Origin of the sequence: Clostridium sp. USBA 49 (assembly GCF_900167505.1) — a bacterium.
Taxonomy (GTDB): domain Bacteria; phylum Bacillota; class Clostridia; order Clostridiales; family Clostridiaceae; genus Clostridium_AT; species Clostridium_AT prolinivorans.
The window spans coordinates 373233-390296 of sequence record NZ_FUYD01000001.1; the positions used below are offsets into that span (position 1 = coordinate 373233).

Below are 17064 nucleotides of genomic sequence, written 5' to 3' on the forward strand. Positions count from 1 at the left end.
TTTCTTTATACAAACCCATATTTATTTAAAAAATCGTAATCAATTTTATTTTTAACTGCTCCTTGGTCTTGAATTTTAATAAATTTTTCAACATATTTTCCTAAAACATCACATTCAATATTTACTTCATCACCCTTCTTTTTTTGACAAAGAGTTGTTACATCTTTAGTATGAGGAATAATAGAAACTTTAAATGAAGCCTCATCTATATAAGCTACTGTAAGGCTTACCCCATCGATTGCAATAGAGCCTTTTTGTACTATATATTTTAATATTTCAGATGAAACTTCAATTGTAATCCATATTGCATTGTCTTCTTTTTCATAATCTTTAATAATACCTATGCCATCAATATGTCCGCTTACAATATGTCCTCCTAATCTATCTCCAATACTTAATGCTCTTTCAAGATTTACTTTATCTCCTTTAGCAATATTTTTTAAATTACTCCTTCTCATAGTTTCTGCCATTACATCAACAATAAATCTGTTTCTATCAAAAGAGGTTACTGTAAGGCAGACACCATTTGTGCATATACTATCACCAATTTTTATTCCTTCTAAAACTTTATAAGCTTTAATTGTTATTTTTGCTGATTTTGCTGATTTAATAACAGACTCAACTTCTCCTATTTCTTCTATAAGTCCTGTAAACATTTAAAGTTCCATCTCCTTTTGGACATACCCTTCTATTAATATGTCATCTTCAAAACGCTTAATATCTATTTTATTTATAGAAATTGCTTCATTTATAAATGCTCTTCCTTTTCCTCCAACTGGAGTTTTTGCTTTCATGCCTCCTATAATTTTAGGAGCTATAAAAGCATTTATTTTATCAACAATACCAGACTCTAAAGCAGAATAATTTAGTTCACTTCCTCCTTCTAAAAGTATACTATCTATCTTTCTTTCTCCTAGTTTCTTCATAAGAAAAACAAGATCTACTTTTTCATTTTTTGATGGTGTAATTATAATTTCGGCACCTTTTTCTTTTAAAGCTTCTATTTTATCATTTTCAGCTTTCTCAGTAACTGCTACAATTGTTTTAGCCTTTGAATTAATATTAAGAACTTTTGATTCAATGGGTATTCTTGCATTGCTATCTACAATTATTCTAATACAATCACTTCCTTCTCCATTTTCTAATCTTGTTGTTAACATAGGATCATCTTTAAGTATTGTACCTACTCCTACCATAATACCAGCAACTCTATGTCTTAATTGATGTACAAAATTTCTTGAAGTCTTTCCTGTAATCCATTTAGAATCCCCTGTAAATGTTGCAATTTTTCCATCTAATGTCATAGCAGTTTTCATTATGCAAAATGGCTGTTTGGTTGTTATATATTTAAGAAATATTTCATTAAGCTTTCTTCCTTCTTCTTCTAAAACACCTGTAATTACCTCTATACCATTATCTTTAAGAATTTTAATACCTCTGCCTGATACCTCAGGATTAGGATCTATTAATCCTATTATTACTTTTTTTATTCCTTTTTCTACTATTGCATTTGCACAAGGAGGAGTTTTGCCATAATGAGAACATGGCTCAAGTGTAACGTACATTGTTGCACCTTTAACATCTTCAGTTGCATTTTTAAATGCATTTATTTCAGCATGATTACCACCATATATTTGATGATATCCTTCTCCAATTATTCTTCCATTTTTTACAATTACGGCACCTACTAATGGATTAGGATTAGTGTAACCTATTCCTTTTTTGGCAAGTTCTAATGCTCTTTGCATATACTTAATGTCCAAAACTAATCACTCCAATTTATTTAAAAAATTAAAGCCCTAAGATTTTACTCTCAGGGCTTTTAAATCAAATTTATTAAATCTATTTATTATAAACTCGTATATATCTATAAAACTTTAAAGTTTTATAAAGTCATCTATTAAAATAATAATTCTATTTGTAAAAATAAAGTATATTATCTTTTTGAATTATTATTTTATTAGACCATACTTATGCTGAATATTTATAAATAGATTAAATAATAATGCCTATATAATCTTCTCCCGTCCAGACTTTACTGTCGGCTTCGGAGTTTCACCGAATCAACCTTACGGCTCGCGGGCTATACCGCCGGTAGGGACTTTCACCCTGCCCTGAAGATTTATTTAATTTTATGCTAATACTATCACAAATATTTTAAACAGTCAATAATTATATTTTTATTGATATTTATTTTACTTCAACAGTCCAATTATATATGTCTTCTATTTTCCCTAATTGAATACCTGTAATTGTATCATATAATTTTTGGCTTAATTCTCCTATACCACCATCTTGTATTATCATTACTTCATTTTTCCATCTAAGCTTTCCTACTGGAGATATTACAGCTGCTGTACCAGTACCCCAAACTTCTTCAAGTTTTCCAGATTTTTGAGCTTCATAAATCTCATCAATTGAAATTTTTCTCTCTTCTACTTTAAGTCCCCAAGATTTGCATAATTGAATTACTGAATCACGAGTAACCCCTGGTAATATGCTGCCATTTAATTCTGGAGTAACCACTACACCATCTATCTTAAAAAATATGTTCATAGCTCCTACTTCTTCAATATATTTTCTTTCTATACCATCTAACCATAATACTTGTGAATATCCTTCATCATGAGCTTTAACTTGTGCTGCTAAACTTGCAGCATAATTGCCACCGGTTTTTGCCTCACCAATACCACCTTTTACAGCTCTTACATATTCATCTTCAATCCATATACCTACAGGATCCAATCCACTTTCATAATAAGCACCGCTAGGTGAAAGTATTATTATAAACATATAAGTACTTGATGGTTTTACTCCTAAAAATTCATCTGTAGCAATAATAAAAGGCCTAATGTATAAAGATGTTCCTGGTGCTTTAGGAATCCAATCCTCATCTACTTTAACCACAGCCTTAATAGCTTGCACAAAATCTTCCACAGGAATTTCTGGAATACATAGCCTTTTATTAGTATTAATTGCCCTTTTAGCATTCATATCAGGTCTAAATAAAAGTGTTCTACCATCTTCTGCTTTATAAGCTTTTAATCCTTCAAACATCTCTTGTCCATAATGATATACCATAGCTGCAGGAGATAAAGAAATATTTTGAAATGGTACAATTCTAGCATCGTGCCAGCCTTTACCTTCTGTATAATTCATTATAAACATATGATCTGTAAAAATACGTCCAAATCCTAAAGGTTCATCTTCTCTAGGTTTAGTTTTTGGTGTTGTAGTTCTTATTACTTTGATATCTAACATTATATATAGCCTCCTGTATATTTATTAATTATATATTATACCACAAATATCAAAATTTTTATTATTTTCAGTTTAAAAAGTCTTAATTATGTATTTTCTAATATAAATATGAAAATAAAATTTATATACTTTTATCCTACCATACAAAAAACTCCCGTTTTTGTCGGGAGTTCTTTCTTATTTAATAATATATATTATCGTAAATTACTTACACTTTGCTTCTTTAAAATTATTTTTTTATTATCAATGCTTATTTTAATATTAGCAATCATTTAAAAAATAAATTTTTAACTTTAATGCCTCTTAATATTATCTATTTATTAATATAATTATTTACAATTATATTTTCAGCCCATTTTTCCACTTCTTTATTCCCACTTATTACAAATTCCTGACCTGGTCCAACAGTTTTCAGTAAACAACAATCATCTTTTAACTGCCATATTGGCTTTCCTGATTTATCAACCAAATTTTCATGAAATGTCATTTTAGTATTAAACTTTGGGTGAAAAAAGTATGGAAGTTTCCATAAAGATTTTTTATCTTGTCCTTCACAAGTTAAAACTAAAGAATCATCATATCGTAAGCATCCAAAACCAGGCATTGAACTATTAAAACTTAACTTTTCTCTAGCAATATACGCTGTATTATTACTCCTTTTCCTATAATAATAGTGAGGATGAATAAGTTTCCACTCTTCATACCTTATTTTTTCTGATATATTTTGTATTTCACCTACTTGAAGATATCCCCAAATAATATGCTTGTCTGTCTTGTTAACAAAAGTATATCTATTATTTATTTTTTTAACGTCTTTGAACCAACCAAAGAATAGAAACAAATCGCCTTCTTCTATATTTTGATTATATAGATGAGATTGTGAACTGCTGCATTCTCCAAATATACCTCTCCATCCATTATTACGTTTTTTTAAAACATTGTAATTTAAATCTGGATCTAAATGAACACACTTCTTCTCAAATCCCTTAATTCCTAATTCATTCATAATATCAGCATAAGTTAAATTACTATTAAAAATAAGGTCGCTATACGTTATTCCTGCATTAATTCTATTAATATCATTGTCTTCTGGTGTAGGAAATGATACGTGATGTTTTTCCTCAATAAATAGAGGACTGGGATAACCTCCTGAAGCAGAATCAAATCCTTTTCTGCTAAGTATTATCTTCATATCTACTTTCCCCCATTATAAAAAATTATATTTTATGTTAAACAAAATAAGCTTCTTGTTAAATTTAAATTTACAAAAGCTAATTTATCAATCCCCATTCTTTATTTTAGAAAACGTTTTAATATCTTGATGTATCAAAGCTGATACAAAATAATATATCAAATAATGTATATATCTTTAAGATAATTATACTTCATTTAGCCAAAAAAAACTACCATTTTTACTAAATAATGTTTCGAATATTTATACTAAATATTTGAAAATCTATTCATTATAAATTGCTCTTTAATTTTTTATATTCCTTTTTTAAAATAAATTAATAAAAATAAAGAGATACTTTTGTATCTCTTATATAAAAATGCATTTAACAATTTTGTTCTTCATTTTAAAGCATCAAATTTGTCCTGTTATAAATTGTACTAATATACTTACTATAGCTACACTAAACCAAACTATCAGCCCTAATAACATTGGTTTAAACCCTGACTTTGCCATTTTTTTCACATCACAACCTAATCCTATAGCAGATAAAGCCATTACAATCATGAATTTTCCTATAATATTTATGTATTCTATACTATTTCCTTTAAATACACCAATAGTATTTAAAATTGATGCTATTAAAAACCATAATATAAACCAAGGAAATATTTTAGAAAATTTATAATTTACTTCTTGATTTAGTTTTGCTTCCTTTTTCTTTTTATAAGTCATTATACCCGTAAAAATTAAGGAAATAGGTATTATCATTGTTGCTCTTGTTAATTTAACAATAGTAGCATATTCACCAGCTTTATTACTAAAAGCATATCCTGCTGCTACTACAGAAGATGTATCATTTATAGCTGTACCAGCCCATAACCCAAAAGCTTTATCTGAAAATCCTATAATATGTCCAAGCGGTGGAAAAATAAGTACTGCTATAATATTAAATAAAAATATTGTAGATATAGAATAAGCTACATCCATATCATCTGCTTCTATAATTGGAGATATAGCAGCTATAGCAGATCCCCCGCATATAGCTGTTCCTACACCTATAAGAGTTTTTAAATTTCCTTCAACTTTAAGAATTTTCCCAAATACAAAAGCTGCAATAAATGCTGTAGAAATTGTAAATACTGTCACAGTTAATGATTCCATTCCAGTAGTTTTTACTTGATTAAAACTAAGACCGGCTCCTAAAACTATTATAGCCCATTGTAATATTTTTTTAGAAGTAAAGCTTATACCTAAGTCTAAACATTTAGGCTTATTTACTATATTGTTTATTAATATACCTATTATTATACCAAACACAGGTCCACCAATTATAGGGGCTAATTTACCAAGTTCTGTAGCTATTAACGCAATTATAAATGATGCTATAATTCCTGGAAATAAATTTTTTATTTTTTTCATTACTGCCATCTCCCTTAAACTATAATTTAAAATTACTTAGTTTTTCATTATTATTTTAAAGTGGCAGCTTTAAAAAGTAAAATATTATTATTTTATGATATACATAAGTATTAAGTTATATACAGTCTACATTTTCTTTAGCAAACTGTATAAAAGTATTAATTAAATTAGTTATATATTTGTCCTTATGATGAATTAAGTATAAACTCCTGTTTATTTTTAAACCTTCTACTTCAATCACTGCTAATTTTTTATAATTTATTTCATCTTTTATACATCTTTTTGATATACATGAAATTCCTAACCCAGCTTCCACAGCTTTTTTTATAGCTTCAGTATGTCCAAGTTCCATAAAAATGCTATAATCAACAAATTCTTTTTCTAACGCATTTATAAAAACTTCTCTAGTACCACTGCCTTTCTCCCTCATTATTATTTTTTCTTTAGCTATATCACTTTTTAATATTTTTTCAGCTTTAACCCAAGGATGCTCTGTGCCTGTAATAAATACTAACTCATCATCGTAAAATTCTTCTACTATTATTTCTTCAGAATGTACTGGACCTTCTACAAATGCTATATCCAATTGATTTTCTTCTATAAGTTTTACAATATTTTCTGTATTTTCAATAATAATAGATATATCTATATTAGTATATATTTTCGAAAATTTTCCTATTATATTAGGCAGTATATATATACCAATTGTAGTACTTGCTCCTATTTTTAATTTTCCACGCTGTAATCCGTTCATTTCTTTAATAACTTTTATAGCTTCATCATAAATATTTAATATTCTTTTTGTATAATTTAAAAAAATTTTACCTTCATGAGTTAAATATAATTTTTTACCCATTCTATCAAATAATTTTACTCCCAAATCTTTTTCCAAATCATTTATTGCCTGACTTATAGAAGGTTGGCTTACATATAATTTTTCCGATACCTTAGTCATATTTAGTTCTTTGCTGACTTCATAAAAAATTCTTAATTTTCTTTCATTCATAAATTATCAGCCTTTCTTGTTTTTGCAAAAATTATTCATTATTTTAATCAAATATCATATTATAATATCTATCTATTTTTTCCCTTAAATTCTGAATACTTATATATCTTGCTTCTCTTATTATTTCTTTTCCTTCAATAAAAACAAGAATAGCAGGTATAGTAAATATTTCATATGATGCTGATATTTCTAATGACTTTTCTACATCTATTTGTACACTTTTAATCTTCGGAAATTCTTCTAAAATTTCCTTAACTTTTGGTTTCATAGCAGTACATACATTGCAATTATTACTTCCAAAGTATAATAGAACTATTTTATTATTATTTATTAATTCTTCAATATCACTCTTTGAATTTATAAAATTCATAATATATCAACTCCAATAATTTTTTATTTATATTTATTATAATACAAATTTTTAAAAATTTATTTATATAAGTAGCAATAAATGCTATAATTAACAAGAATTATAGATAGATTAAATTTAAAAATTACTTAATAAATGCTAATATGTATAATAAAAAATTGATTTTTTAAAAAATATAAATAGGGATGAGGTGTATATTTTGTCAATACTTGAGTTTCAAAATGTATTTTTTGATAATGATGGAAAAACTATTTTGAAAGATATATCTTTAACTATAAATCAAGGAGATTTTATTTCAATTGTTGGTCCTTCTGGAAGCGGGAAAAGTACTTTTCTTAAACTTTGCAGCCATTTAATAAGTCCTTCAAGTGGTAATATTATATATCACAATAAAAATTTCATGGAGTATAACCCTACAGAACTAAGAAAAAGTATATCCTATTGTTTTCAAAGTCCTTATCTTTTTGGAGATACAGTAATGGATAATATTATTTTCCCATTTACTCTAAGAAATGCAAAATTCAATAAAGAAAGAGTTCATCAATTATTTTCCAGTTTTAAAATGAACACAGATTTTTTAACTAAAGAAGTTAAAAATCTCTCTGGAGGAGAAAAACAAAGGATAGCGCTAATTAGAAGTTTGATATTTAAACCTGAAATACTTCTTTTGGATGAAATAACTTCAGCTCTTGATATTGATAATACACTAATTGTAGAAGATGTTATAAATTCACTAAATAAAGAAGGTACTACTATTTTATGGGTAACACATAATTTTGAGCAGAGCAGAAAATATGCAAATAAAATTTTAACAATAGATTCTGGAATAATTAAATCACTGGAGGTATTAAGATGAGTGGATCAAATACAATAAATATAACGTCATTGCTTATGGCTTCTTCTCTCGTAATTATAACTCTTTTCTTTTCTTATTGGCAAAAGCTCAAACTTGAAAAAGAAATTATTGTAAGTGTTGTACGTGCTGTACTTCAACTTGTTGCTGTTGGGTATATTTTAGAATATGTTTTTGGATTTAAAAGTCCTATTTTTACAACACTTTTATTATTTTTTATGACATTTAACGCTGCATATAATGCTGCAAAAAGAGGTAAAGCAATTAAAAGAGCCCTTTTAATATCTTTTTTATCTATATCAGCAGGAACTGTAGTTACTTTGGCAATACTTATTTTATCAAAAACAATAAAATATGAACCATATCAAATAATACCTGTAAGCGGAATGATTATAAGTAATGCAATGGTTGCATTAGGTTTATGCTATAAACAAATAACATCTGATTTTAAAAATAAAAGAGAAGAAGTTGAAACAAAGCTTTCATTAGGCGCAGATATACTTCCTTCATCTATAGATATTATACGTGATTCAATAAAAACAGGTATGCTGCCAACTATAGACTCTGCAAAAACATTAGGAATAGTATCTCTTCCTGGTATGATGACAGGATTAATACTTGCAGGAACATCTCCTGTTGAAGCAATAAAATATCAAATAATGGTTACATTTATGCTGCTTTCAACAACTTCTATAGCTTCATTTATTGCTTGCTACCTATCTTATAAAAGTTTTTTTAATAATAGAAAGCAGTTAATTTTTATAAAATAAATTTTTATTTTTAATAATATGTAATTCATAAGTACTTAAAATATTTAAAAGTATATAATAAAATACTATAAAATGAGCACTTAGTGCTCATTTTATAGTTAATATAATTACAAAAGAATAGGCAGTGTCAAAAGCATTTTGTCAAATTTTTATTCTAAATTTTCTCCGTTTGATGAAATGACTTTTTTATACCAATAAAAACTTTTCTTTTTAATTCTTCTTAAATCTTTTAAATCAAATTCATCTCTATTTACATAAATAAAACCATAACGCTTTCTTATACCTTGATGAGTGCTTACAAGATCTATAGCTGACCAAGGACAATAGCCTATTAAATTAACCCCATCAGTTATAGCAAGTTTAGCCTGTTCAATATGTTTTCTTAAGTAATCAATTCTATAATCATCATTTATTATATCGCCTTCTTCAAGCTTATCATATGCTCCTAAACCATTTTCAGTAACTAATAAAGGTAAATTATATCTTTCATTAATTTCACGCAATGTAGTACGGAAACCTACAGGATCTATAAACCATCCAAAATCCGTTTCCTGAAGATTTGGATTTAAAGCTCCCGCATAAACTCCTGGTTCTCCTATTACTATATGCTGATCCCCTTTTCTGGACATTTTATCTAAATCGTTTCCTTTGCTTTCAGCTACTGTTTCAGTTGAATAATAGTTAAAAGCTATGAAATCCGGCTTAGCATCCTTTAATATTTCCATATCTCCTTCAAGTATTGTTGGTGTATACCCTTTTTCTTCCATATAACTCCATGCAATGCTGTTATATCTTCCAAACACAGCCATATCTAAATAAAGCCAATTTCTAATCGATGACCAATTATGAGCTGCAATTATATCTTCAGGTTTAGAACTTGCTGGATATATAGAAACAATATTTGGAGCTGGACCTATTTTAGCGTTTGGGCACATTTTATGACAAAGTTTTATGGCTTTTGCTTGAGCTAAAAGCATGTGATGATTTTGCTGATATAGCTCCTTTTCTGGATTTTCCATGTTAGGATCAACTGTGCCTATTGCTGTACCATGTAAGATCATCATATTTTGTTCATTTATTGTAAGCCAGTATTTAACTCTGTCCCCGAAGTTTTCAAATAAAGTTTTTGCATAGTTTTCAAAAGCATCAATAGTTTCTCTATTGCTCCAACCACCTTTTTGCTGCAAAGCATAAGGTAAGTCAAAATGATACATTGTTACAATTGGTTCAATATTATATTTTAATAACTCATTAATTAAATTATTATAAAATTCAATACCCTTTTTATTTATTTCACCTGTTCCATTTGGATAAATTCTAGTCCAAGCTATAGAAAATCTATAAGCCTTTAATCCCATTTCAGCCATTAAAGCAATATCTTCCTTATATCTATGATAATGATCAGCTGCTACTTTATAGTCAGAAGTACCTTCAGGATTTTCCTTTACATCGATAACAGAAAGGCCTTTACCATCTTCATTCCATGCTCCTTCTACTTGATAAGCTGAAGTTGAAGCACCCCATAAAAAGTTTTTTGGAAAATTTTTTAGTTTCTTGTAATTCATAATATTTTATCCCCTTTCCTTAAATGATTGTTTTATAAATAAATGTATTTATAACAAATTTTAAAACTATATTTAATGATTTTTCACTAGTTGTTTTATTTAAATAATTATTTTATTCACGTCCTCTAGATAATTTTTTATATGTATTAAGTTTATAGCTTATATTTTTTCCATAGTCCAATTTAAAATAGCATGTGTATATACAATCTAAAATATATAACAAAGATAATCTTGTTGAAAAAGATGAAATTTTATTAAAATGATTTTCATTAGAACTTAAATACAAATGATAATTTGAATATTTAGTAAGAGGATTTTCATTTGTAGAAGAAATTAAAATGATTGGTGTTTTATTATTTTTTAATATTTCTGCTATTTGTTGTATTATTACTCCTCTACCTTCAAACGAAACTATTATTGCAACATGATTTTTATCACTGGTAGAAGCAGTTAAAAGTTGATGATACTCTTCTATTGGAACATTAATAAAAGTTCCTATTTCCTGCATTTGAAATTTAAAATTCTCTGCAAAATAAATATTTCCAGCAGATGTATAAAAATCAATGTATTGTGCTTTTTTTAAAACATTAGAAATAATTCTTAATTGATCCAAATCTATTAAATTTAGTGAAGATACTATTGTTTGTTCATATAATTCTTTTAATTTTAATACAATTTGATTTTGTGTTTCATTTTGCTTAAAGGGATAGTTATAATCTATTGAATTATTTTCTTTTAAATACTCATTAATAGACATAGATACTTGAACTTTTAATTCTGATAATCCTGATAAATCTAATTTTTGACATAACCTATAAATAGTTGAAGTTGAAATAAAACATGCTTCACTAATTTCACGAGCATTCATTTTTACAAAAGTTTCAGGATTATCTTGCATATAGCTGACTAATATTTTCTCATTTTTAGTTAAATTGGTCAGTTTATTCAGTTTACTAAAAATGTTCATAAATATCACCTCATGAACATTATACAATATCTTACTAAGTTCTATCTTATTAAGTTTAATTATAATTTAAATAGCTATATCTAAATCATCAATGTATTTACTTAATGCATAAGCAATACCATCTTCTTCATTTGATAAAGTAATAAAGTCAGCAATTTCTTTTAAATCATCTACAGCATTTTCCATAGCTACACCTATACCAGCATATTTAACCATTGAGATATCATTGTGTCCATCTCCAAAAGCAATCATTTCTTCCTTTTTATATCCCATAGGAATTAGTACAGTATCTAAAGCTTTAGCCTTATCAATTCCTTGAGCAGTAAATTCAAAGTAGAAGGGTGCTGTAAACATACAACTCAAAGTATCTTTAAATGGTTCCATCATTTCTTTGTAATGCTCTTTTAAATATTCAGGATCTCCAGCAGTTAAAATTTTATTTAATGGATAATCAGCAAAAGCTGCTAAATCATCCTTTTCACATAACTTGAATTTGCCCCCACGAGCTTCATATTGAATTATGTTAAAAGGTTCCCCTTGATACTGTATATAACAATTAAAAACATCATTAACAAACATATAGTCACCTTTATCAATCATAGGTTTAACATCAAATTTCTTCATATGTTCAAGAACTGCTTGTCCTTGTTTAACTGTCATAGTTTCATTAAATAAAACTTCATTAGTCTCACAATTAATAACCTTAGACCCGTTATAAGAAACTAAAAGTCCATGATTTTTATCCATTTTTAATTCTCTAGCAAAATCCATTAATCCAGATATAGGTCTTCCTGATGATAGAATTAGGAGAGCTCCATTTTCTTGTGCTTTAATTAAAGCATCTTTAGTTTTTTCAGTAATTACTTTTTTACTATTAGTTAATGTACCATCCACATCCATAATAATTACTTTTATATTGCTCATATGTCTTTCCCTCCAAAGCTTTTTATTTAATTATACTAATACTGTTTTTATAATTAAATAACCTAATTAAAAAATGGATAATATCTATCAAAAATAAATAACATTGTCAAATGATAAATGAAATAAATATATCATTTTTAACTCTTATTGACTTTGGGTTTATATGTAGTAAACTTTAACCAGCAAGATATCGCCCAAGCCAGTGCACAAAAAAAGCCGTACTTTTATTAACCACAAAGTACGGCTTTTTTTTTATTAAATTATACTTTTAAAATAGCTCCTTCTAGTGCAGAACCTGCTTCCTTTGAATAACGCTTCAGCACTCCTTTTCCACATTCTTTTATAATTGGATTCCATTTTGCTTTTCTTAATTCTAATTCTTCTTTAGAAACCTTAAGCTCTATTATACCTTTTTTTAAATCTATTTTTATTGTATCTCCATTTTCAACTAAAGCGATAGGTCCTCCTTCTATGGCTTCTGGACATATATATCCAACACTTAATCCACCACTGGCACCTGAAAAACGTCCATCCGTAATAATTGCTGTGTTTGGTATTTTCTTAAGTATTTCAGTTACACGATGTAACTCTCTCATTCCAGGTCCTCCTTTAGGGCCTTCATACCTTACAACAACAATATGACCTGATTTTATTCTGCCTTCTTTATAAGCTTTATGACATTCTTCTTCGCTATTAAACACAATACTTATTCCCGTAAACTCTCTTTGATTTTCAGGAACAGCTGAAGTCTTAACAAGGGCTCCTTTAGGTGCTAAATTTCCATAAAGAATTTGTATACCATCTGCTTCTTGTATTGGATTATCAAAGGCTCTAATTACATTTCTGTCTCCTTCTTTTGCTTCACTTATAATTTCACCTATAGTTTTCCCGTCAACTGTAATAGTATCTAAATTTAATAAAGATTTTAATTCACGCATTACTGAAGGTACTCCTCCAGCTCTGTGAAGATCAACTACTGTTTGATTACCATTGGGAACTATAGCACAAAGGAGCGGAGTTTTTGAACTAACTTTTGCAAATTCATCCCACGACAATTCTATTCCAAGTTCTGCTGCTAATGCTGGTAGATGTAATAATGCATTTAGAGAACCACCTAATGCAGTTAATAATACTATTGCATTATAAATTGCCTCTTTTGTTATAATTTTTCTTGGCGTAATCCCTTCTTTTATAAGTCTCATAATCTCATTACCTGAATTTCTTGCAGCAAATCTTCTAAAACTTGTATTAGATGGTATTAAACTACTTCCAGATAGCATCATACCTAATGCCTCTGCTAAAGCATTCATTGTATTTGCAGTACCTAAAAATGGACATATTCCTGGTCCTGAATAATATTTTAATGTTCCCTCTATTAATTCACGTTCTGTTATTTCTCCACTTAAAAATTTTGAACGTAATTTTTTAGAATCTGAAGGAGCAATTTCTGGGACAGATGGTCCAGATGTTACTATAATAGTTGGAATATTTATACGTGCTGCTGCCTGAAGCATTGCTGGTGTTATTTTATCACAAGCAGTTAGCATAACCATACCGTCAAATATACCTTCTCCAACTACCATTGCCTCAACTGAATCTGCAATTATTTCTCTATGCGGCAGGCAATATCTCATGCCTAAGTGTCCTTGAGCAATACCATCACACATAGCAATAGTATTAAACTCTATAGGTTCTCCTCCAGCTTCACGTACACCTTTTTTAACTTCTTCAGCTAGTTGTCTTAATGGCTCGTGTCCAGGGCAAACCTCGTTCCAGCTGTTACATACAGCTATCAAAGGTTTGTTATCTAGAGCATCTAAGGATACTCCTGCTGAAGCAAGATGGGCTTTTGATATTGCCCTTTGGAATGGCTCTAATTTATCAATTGCTCGCTTCATTATATACAATACCTCCAAATATCTAAAATACTTTAAAGTGTTTCTTTTTCTACCTGTACTCCATTAACTTGTTTTTTCTTTATAACATCTATATAAACCCATATTGCTATAAATGATACAAGGAATATTGGTAAAGTTATGATTAAATTTCCTGTAAATACTTTATATACTATAAAACTTACTGTTAAACTTGTTGCTGCAAAAGATGAAATAAGTGCTCCTCCTGCAACCCCTAAATCTATACCTGTTGATTTAGCAAGCTCTGTTAATACTGGTGCTGTATTTGTGCCAGCAAGTAATATTGCTGATGTACACGCTAAACCTATAATTATATTTTTTAATAAATTGCCTTGAGTTAAAGCAACTACTAAAGCAACTCTAAATGTAACAACTGCTAAATCAGCAAATGGAAGAACTCTATTTCCAGGTAGAACAGCTGCTAAAAGTATTGTTAATGGTATTACTATTAAAGATGTAGTTATAACTTCTGGATTTCCTACTACAACTGCTGCATCTAATCCAATTAAGAACTTTCTTCCTTTAAATTTTTCTTTAGTATATTTTTTAGCTGCTTCAGATATAGGCATTAATCCTTCCATAAATAATGATGTCATCTTAGGTATAAGTACCATTACTGCTGATAAATTAACAGCTACATTAAGAACTTTAGTAGCATCGTATTTAGCTAAAATACCAATAACTCCTCCAAGAATAAGACCCATCATCATTGGTTCTCCAAATAGGCCTAAATATTTTTTAGCATCTTTAACGGTAAATTTAACCTTATTTATTCCAGGAATTTTATCTAAAAGCCAATTTAATGGTACTGCTATTACTAAAGATGAAAGTGCTGACATAGTTGGGAGAGATACTCCTGGTAACCCAAAATAATCGCTTACAAGATTTTCTGACCAATCTGACATTTTAAATGTAATTACTGCCATTGTCATTGCTGCAGCTACACCAAGTATAACATTCTTTGTAACAAAATAAGTCATTATACCTACTATAGCCATATGATGATAATTCCATATATCAACATCTAATGTGTTAGTTGCTTTAAGAATAAGCATTACTATATTAGTAATAAGTATTACAAATATTAATATTGGAATTATAGGTGAAGACCAAGTAACTGCTGCTATTGCACCCCATCCAATATCGAGTACATCTAGCTTTATTCCAAAATTTTTAACCATTGCTTGTGCAGCTGGTCCAAGATTTGATGAAAGTAAGTTTATTACAAGCTTAATACCTGCAAAACCTATACCAACTAATAGACCTGATCTAAATGCTTTACCTGGTTTAACTCTAAATATAAGTCCTATAATTAATATAATAACAGGAAGCATTACTGTAGGACCAGCATCATTTAATAATACTTGGAAAAAATTATAAATTGCTTGCATGTTTATAAATCCCCCTATATTTTTATTTTAAAGCTTCTATTATTTCTTCTAAAGTTTCTTCTTCGCCTACACCTGTTAATAATGATATTGCTCCTATTACTGGAACGTTTACTTCACTACCAGTAAATTTTCCTGTTGTAACTAAAAGATCATAATCAGAAATCTTTGATGGTACTTCTAAAAGCTTGCATTGGTTTATACTAATATTTATGCCATTATCTTCACAAGCCTCTTTAATTTTCATTGCCACTACTGTTGATGTTGCTATTCCATTTCCACATGCTACTAATACTCTTTTCATTTAAATTCCTCCTCAAATTTTTTAATATATTTTATTTATGAATTAAATAGGGTCCTAATTTATCTACTACTTCTTCAGTCGAATAAGCTTCAGTAATTTCTTTTAAAACTTTTGGATTTTGAATAAGCTTAACTATCCTTTGAAGCATTTGAATATGCCCATGAGGTTCATTTAAAGCCAGCATTATTATTATTCTTACATCTAAAGTTTTATCTGGTGCATCCATTGCTTTAAATCCTACTGGATTTTTAAGTATGCCTATAGCTAAAGCTGCCTTATTTACTAAAGTATGATCAGCATGAGGTATTGCTATCTTTATATCTATTGATGGAAGCCCTGTAGGATATTCTTTTTCTCTCTCCAAAATAGCTTGTATATATTCTTTTTTTACATAACCTTTTTCATATAACTTTGATGCTAAAAATTCTAAAGCTTCCATATTATTTGAAAACTCTAAATCTTTAAATATTAAATCATTTAGAAAACTTATCTCTGTACTCATTTTGCATCTCCTAGTTTATCTTTTTTTCAAAATTTTTTAATGATTTTAAGAGTCCTTCAATATTTTCATTTTCTATATCTTTTTTATTAAATAATCCTGAGCCTATACCTAAAAAATCCGCTCCATTATTTAAAAACTCTTTTGCATTATCTGCTGTAATACCACCTACAGCCATTAATGGAAGATTTCCAAGAGGTGCTTTTATATCTTTAAAATATCTTGTCCCACAGCTTGTAGCAGGAAAAACCTTAACTATATCCGCCCCCTCTTGAAAAGATTTATATATTTCTGTTGGAGTCATGGCTCCTGGTACTGTTATTATTGAACTTTCCCTGCAAAGGTCTAAAATTTCTTTTGAAAGCATAACTGGCGAAAGCAAAAATTTTGCTCCTGCATTTATTGCAGTTTTAGCTTGCTCCATAGTTGTAACAGTTCCTGCACCTATAAGCATTGTATCTTTAAATTCTCTTGAAAGTTTATCAATCATTTCTGCCGCACCTTGAGTATTCATTGTTATTTCAACAGATTTTATTGTACTTTGAGTTAATGCTTTCATAACTGTTCTTACTTGACTATAACTATATCCACGCAAAATAATAGTGACCTTAGGAAAGTTTTTAATATCTTTCAAAATTTTCACCCCCT

General features: G+C 28.5%; 17 protein-coding genes and 1 riboswitch. Of the genes, 2 read left to right on the top strand and 15 right to left on the bottom strand.

Translation table 11 applies throughout. From position 1 onward, the window contains the following. Positions 1-5: 5 nt before the first annotated feature. From B5D11_RS01610 to B5D11_RS01640, 7 genes are all read right to left on the bottom strand, one after another. Entirely contained in the window at positions 6-656 is a 651-nt protein-coding gene (locus B5D11_RS01610) for a riboflavin synthase (RefSeq protein WP_078681295.1), read from the bottom strand. Then, the gene (ribD, locus tag B5D11_RS01615; RefSeq protein ID WP_078681296.1) at positions 657-1763 is read right to left on the bottom strand and encodes a bifunctional diaminohydroxyphosphoribosylaminopyrimidine deaminase/5-amino-6-(5-phosphoribosylamino)uracil reductase RibD; all 1107 of its coding nucleotides are present in this window, start codon (positions 1761-1763) and stop codon (positions 657-659) included. 249 nt (positions 1764-2012) lie between these two features. Then, positions 2013-2126: riboswitch (FMN riboswitch) on the bottom strand. A gap of 64 nt (positions 2127-2190) precedes the next feature. Next, entirely contained in the window at positions 2191-3261 is a 1071-nt protein-coding gene (locus B5D11_RS01620) for a branched-chain amino acid aminotransferase (RefSeq protein ID WP_078681297.1), read from the bottom strand. Between the two features lie 313 nt (positions 3262-3574). After that, positions 3575-4453 (bottom strand): Nmad3 family putative nucleotide modification protein, encoded by an 879-nt coding sequence (locus B5D11_RS01625; RefSeq protein WP_078681298.1) that lies wholly within the window; start codon positions 4451-4453, stop codon positions 3575-3577. 393 nt (positions 4454-4846) lie between these two features. Further along, positions 4847-5854: a YeiH family protein gene (locus B5D11_RS01630; RefSeq protein WP_078681299.1), complete on the bottom strand. Its 1008-nt coding sequence runs from the start codon at positions 5852-5854 to the stop codon at positions 4847-4849. A gap of 115 nt (positions 5855-5969) precedes the next feature. After that, positions 5970-6860, bottom strand: a complete 891-nt coding sequence (locus tag B5D11_RS01635) for a selenium metabolism-associated LysR family transcriptional regulator (protein ID WP_078681300.1) — start codon at positions 6858-6860, stop codon at positions 5970-5972. 43 nt (positions 6861-6903) lie between these two features. Beyond that, positions 6904-7230: a thioredoxin family protein gene (locus tag B5D11_RS01640; protein ID WP_078681301.1), complete on the bottom strand. Its 327-nt coding sequence runs from the start codon at positions 7228-7230 to the stop codon at positions 6904-6906. A 199-nt stretch (positions 7231-7429) separates the two neighbouring features. On the opposite strand from B5D11_RS01640, the gene B5D11_RS01645 reads away from it, so the two are divergent. Together B5D11_RS01645 and fetB are read left to right on the top strand one after the other, a co-directional pair. Then, positions 7430-8086, top strand: a complete 657-nt coding sequence (locus B5D11_RS01645) for an ABC transporter ATP-binding protein (RefSeq protein ID WP_078681302.1) — start codon at positions 7430-7432, stop codon at positions 8084-8086. Beyond that, a complete protein-coding gene (fetB, locus tag B5D11_RS01650; protein ID WP_078681303.1) occupies positions 8083-8853 on the top strand; it encodes an ABC transporter permease in 771 nt (256 codons plus the stop codon). The genes B5D11_RS01645 and fetB overlap by 4 nt, the downstream gene beginning before the upstream one ends. Before the next feature lie 149 nt (positions 8854-9002). Here fetB and B5D11_RS01655 read toward each other — a convergent pair whose 3' ends face one another. From B5D11_RS01655 to B5D11_RS01690, 8 genes are all read right to left on the bottom strand, one after another. Continuing rightward, the gene (locus tag B5D11_RS01655) at positions 9003-10418 is read right to left on the bottom strand and encodes a glycoside hydrolase family 1 protein (protein WP_078681304.1); all 1416 of its coding nucleotides are present in this window, start codon (positions 10416-10418) and stop codon (positions 9003-9005) included. 112 nt (positions 10419-10530) lie between these two features. Further along, positions 10531-11385 carry a MurR/RpiR family transcriptional regulator gene (locus B5D11_RS01660; protein WP_078681305.1) on the bottom strand — a complete coding sequence of 285 codons (855 nt, stop codon included), beginning with the start codon at positions 11383-11385 and terminating at the stop codon, positions 10531-10533. A gap of 66 nt (positions 11386-11451) precedes the next feature. Then, the gene (locus B5D11_RS01665) at positions 11452-12309 is read right to left on the bottom strand and encodes a Cof-type HAD-IIB family hydrolase (RefSeq protein WP_078681306.1); all 858 of its coding nucleotides are present in this window, start codon (positions 12307-12309) and stop codon (positions 11452-11454) included. Positions 12310-12569: 260 nt separating this feature from the next. Further along, entirely contained in the window at positions 12570-14207 is a 1638-nt protein-coding gene (gene ilvD, locus B5D11_RS01670) for a dihydroxy-acid dehydratase (RefSeq protein ID WP_078681307.1), read from the bottom strand. A 32-nt stretch (positions 14208-14239) separates the two neighbouring features. Further along, positions 14240-15616: a PTS galactitol transporter subunit IIC gene (locus B5D11_RS01675; protein WP_078681308.1), complete on the bottom strand. Its 1377-nt coding sequence runs from the start codon at positions 15614-15616 to the stop codon at positions 14240-14242. Positions 15617-15638: 22 nt separating this feature from the next. Next, positions 15639-15917: a PTS sugar transporter subunit IIB gene (locus B5D11_RS01680; protein WP_078681309.1), complete on the bottom strand. Its 279-nt coding sequence runs from the start codon at positions 15915-15917 to the stop codon at positions 15639-15641. A gap of 31 nt (positions 15918-15948) precedes the next feature. Then, the gene (locus B5D11_RS01685) at positions 15949-16419 is read right to left on the bottom strand and encodes a PTS sugar transporter subunit IIA (RefSeq protein ID WP_078681310.1); all 471 of its coding nucleotides are present in this window, start codon (positions 16417-16419) and stop codon (positions 15949-15951) included. Between the two features lie 10 nt (positions 16420-16429). Next, positions 16430-17050, bottom strand: coding sequence for a bifunctional 4-hydroxy-2-oxoglutarate aldolase/2-dehydro-3-deoxy-phosphogluconate aldolase (locus B5D11_RS01690; protein ID WP_078681311.1), 621 nt, complete (start codon positions 17048-17050; stop codon positions 16430-16432). Between the last annotated feature and the right edge of the window lie 14 nt (positions 17051-17064).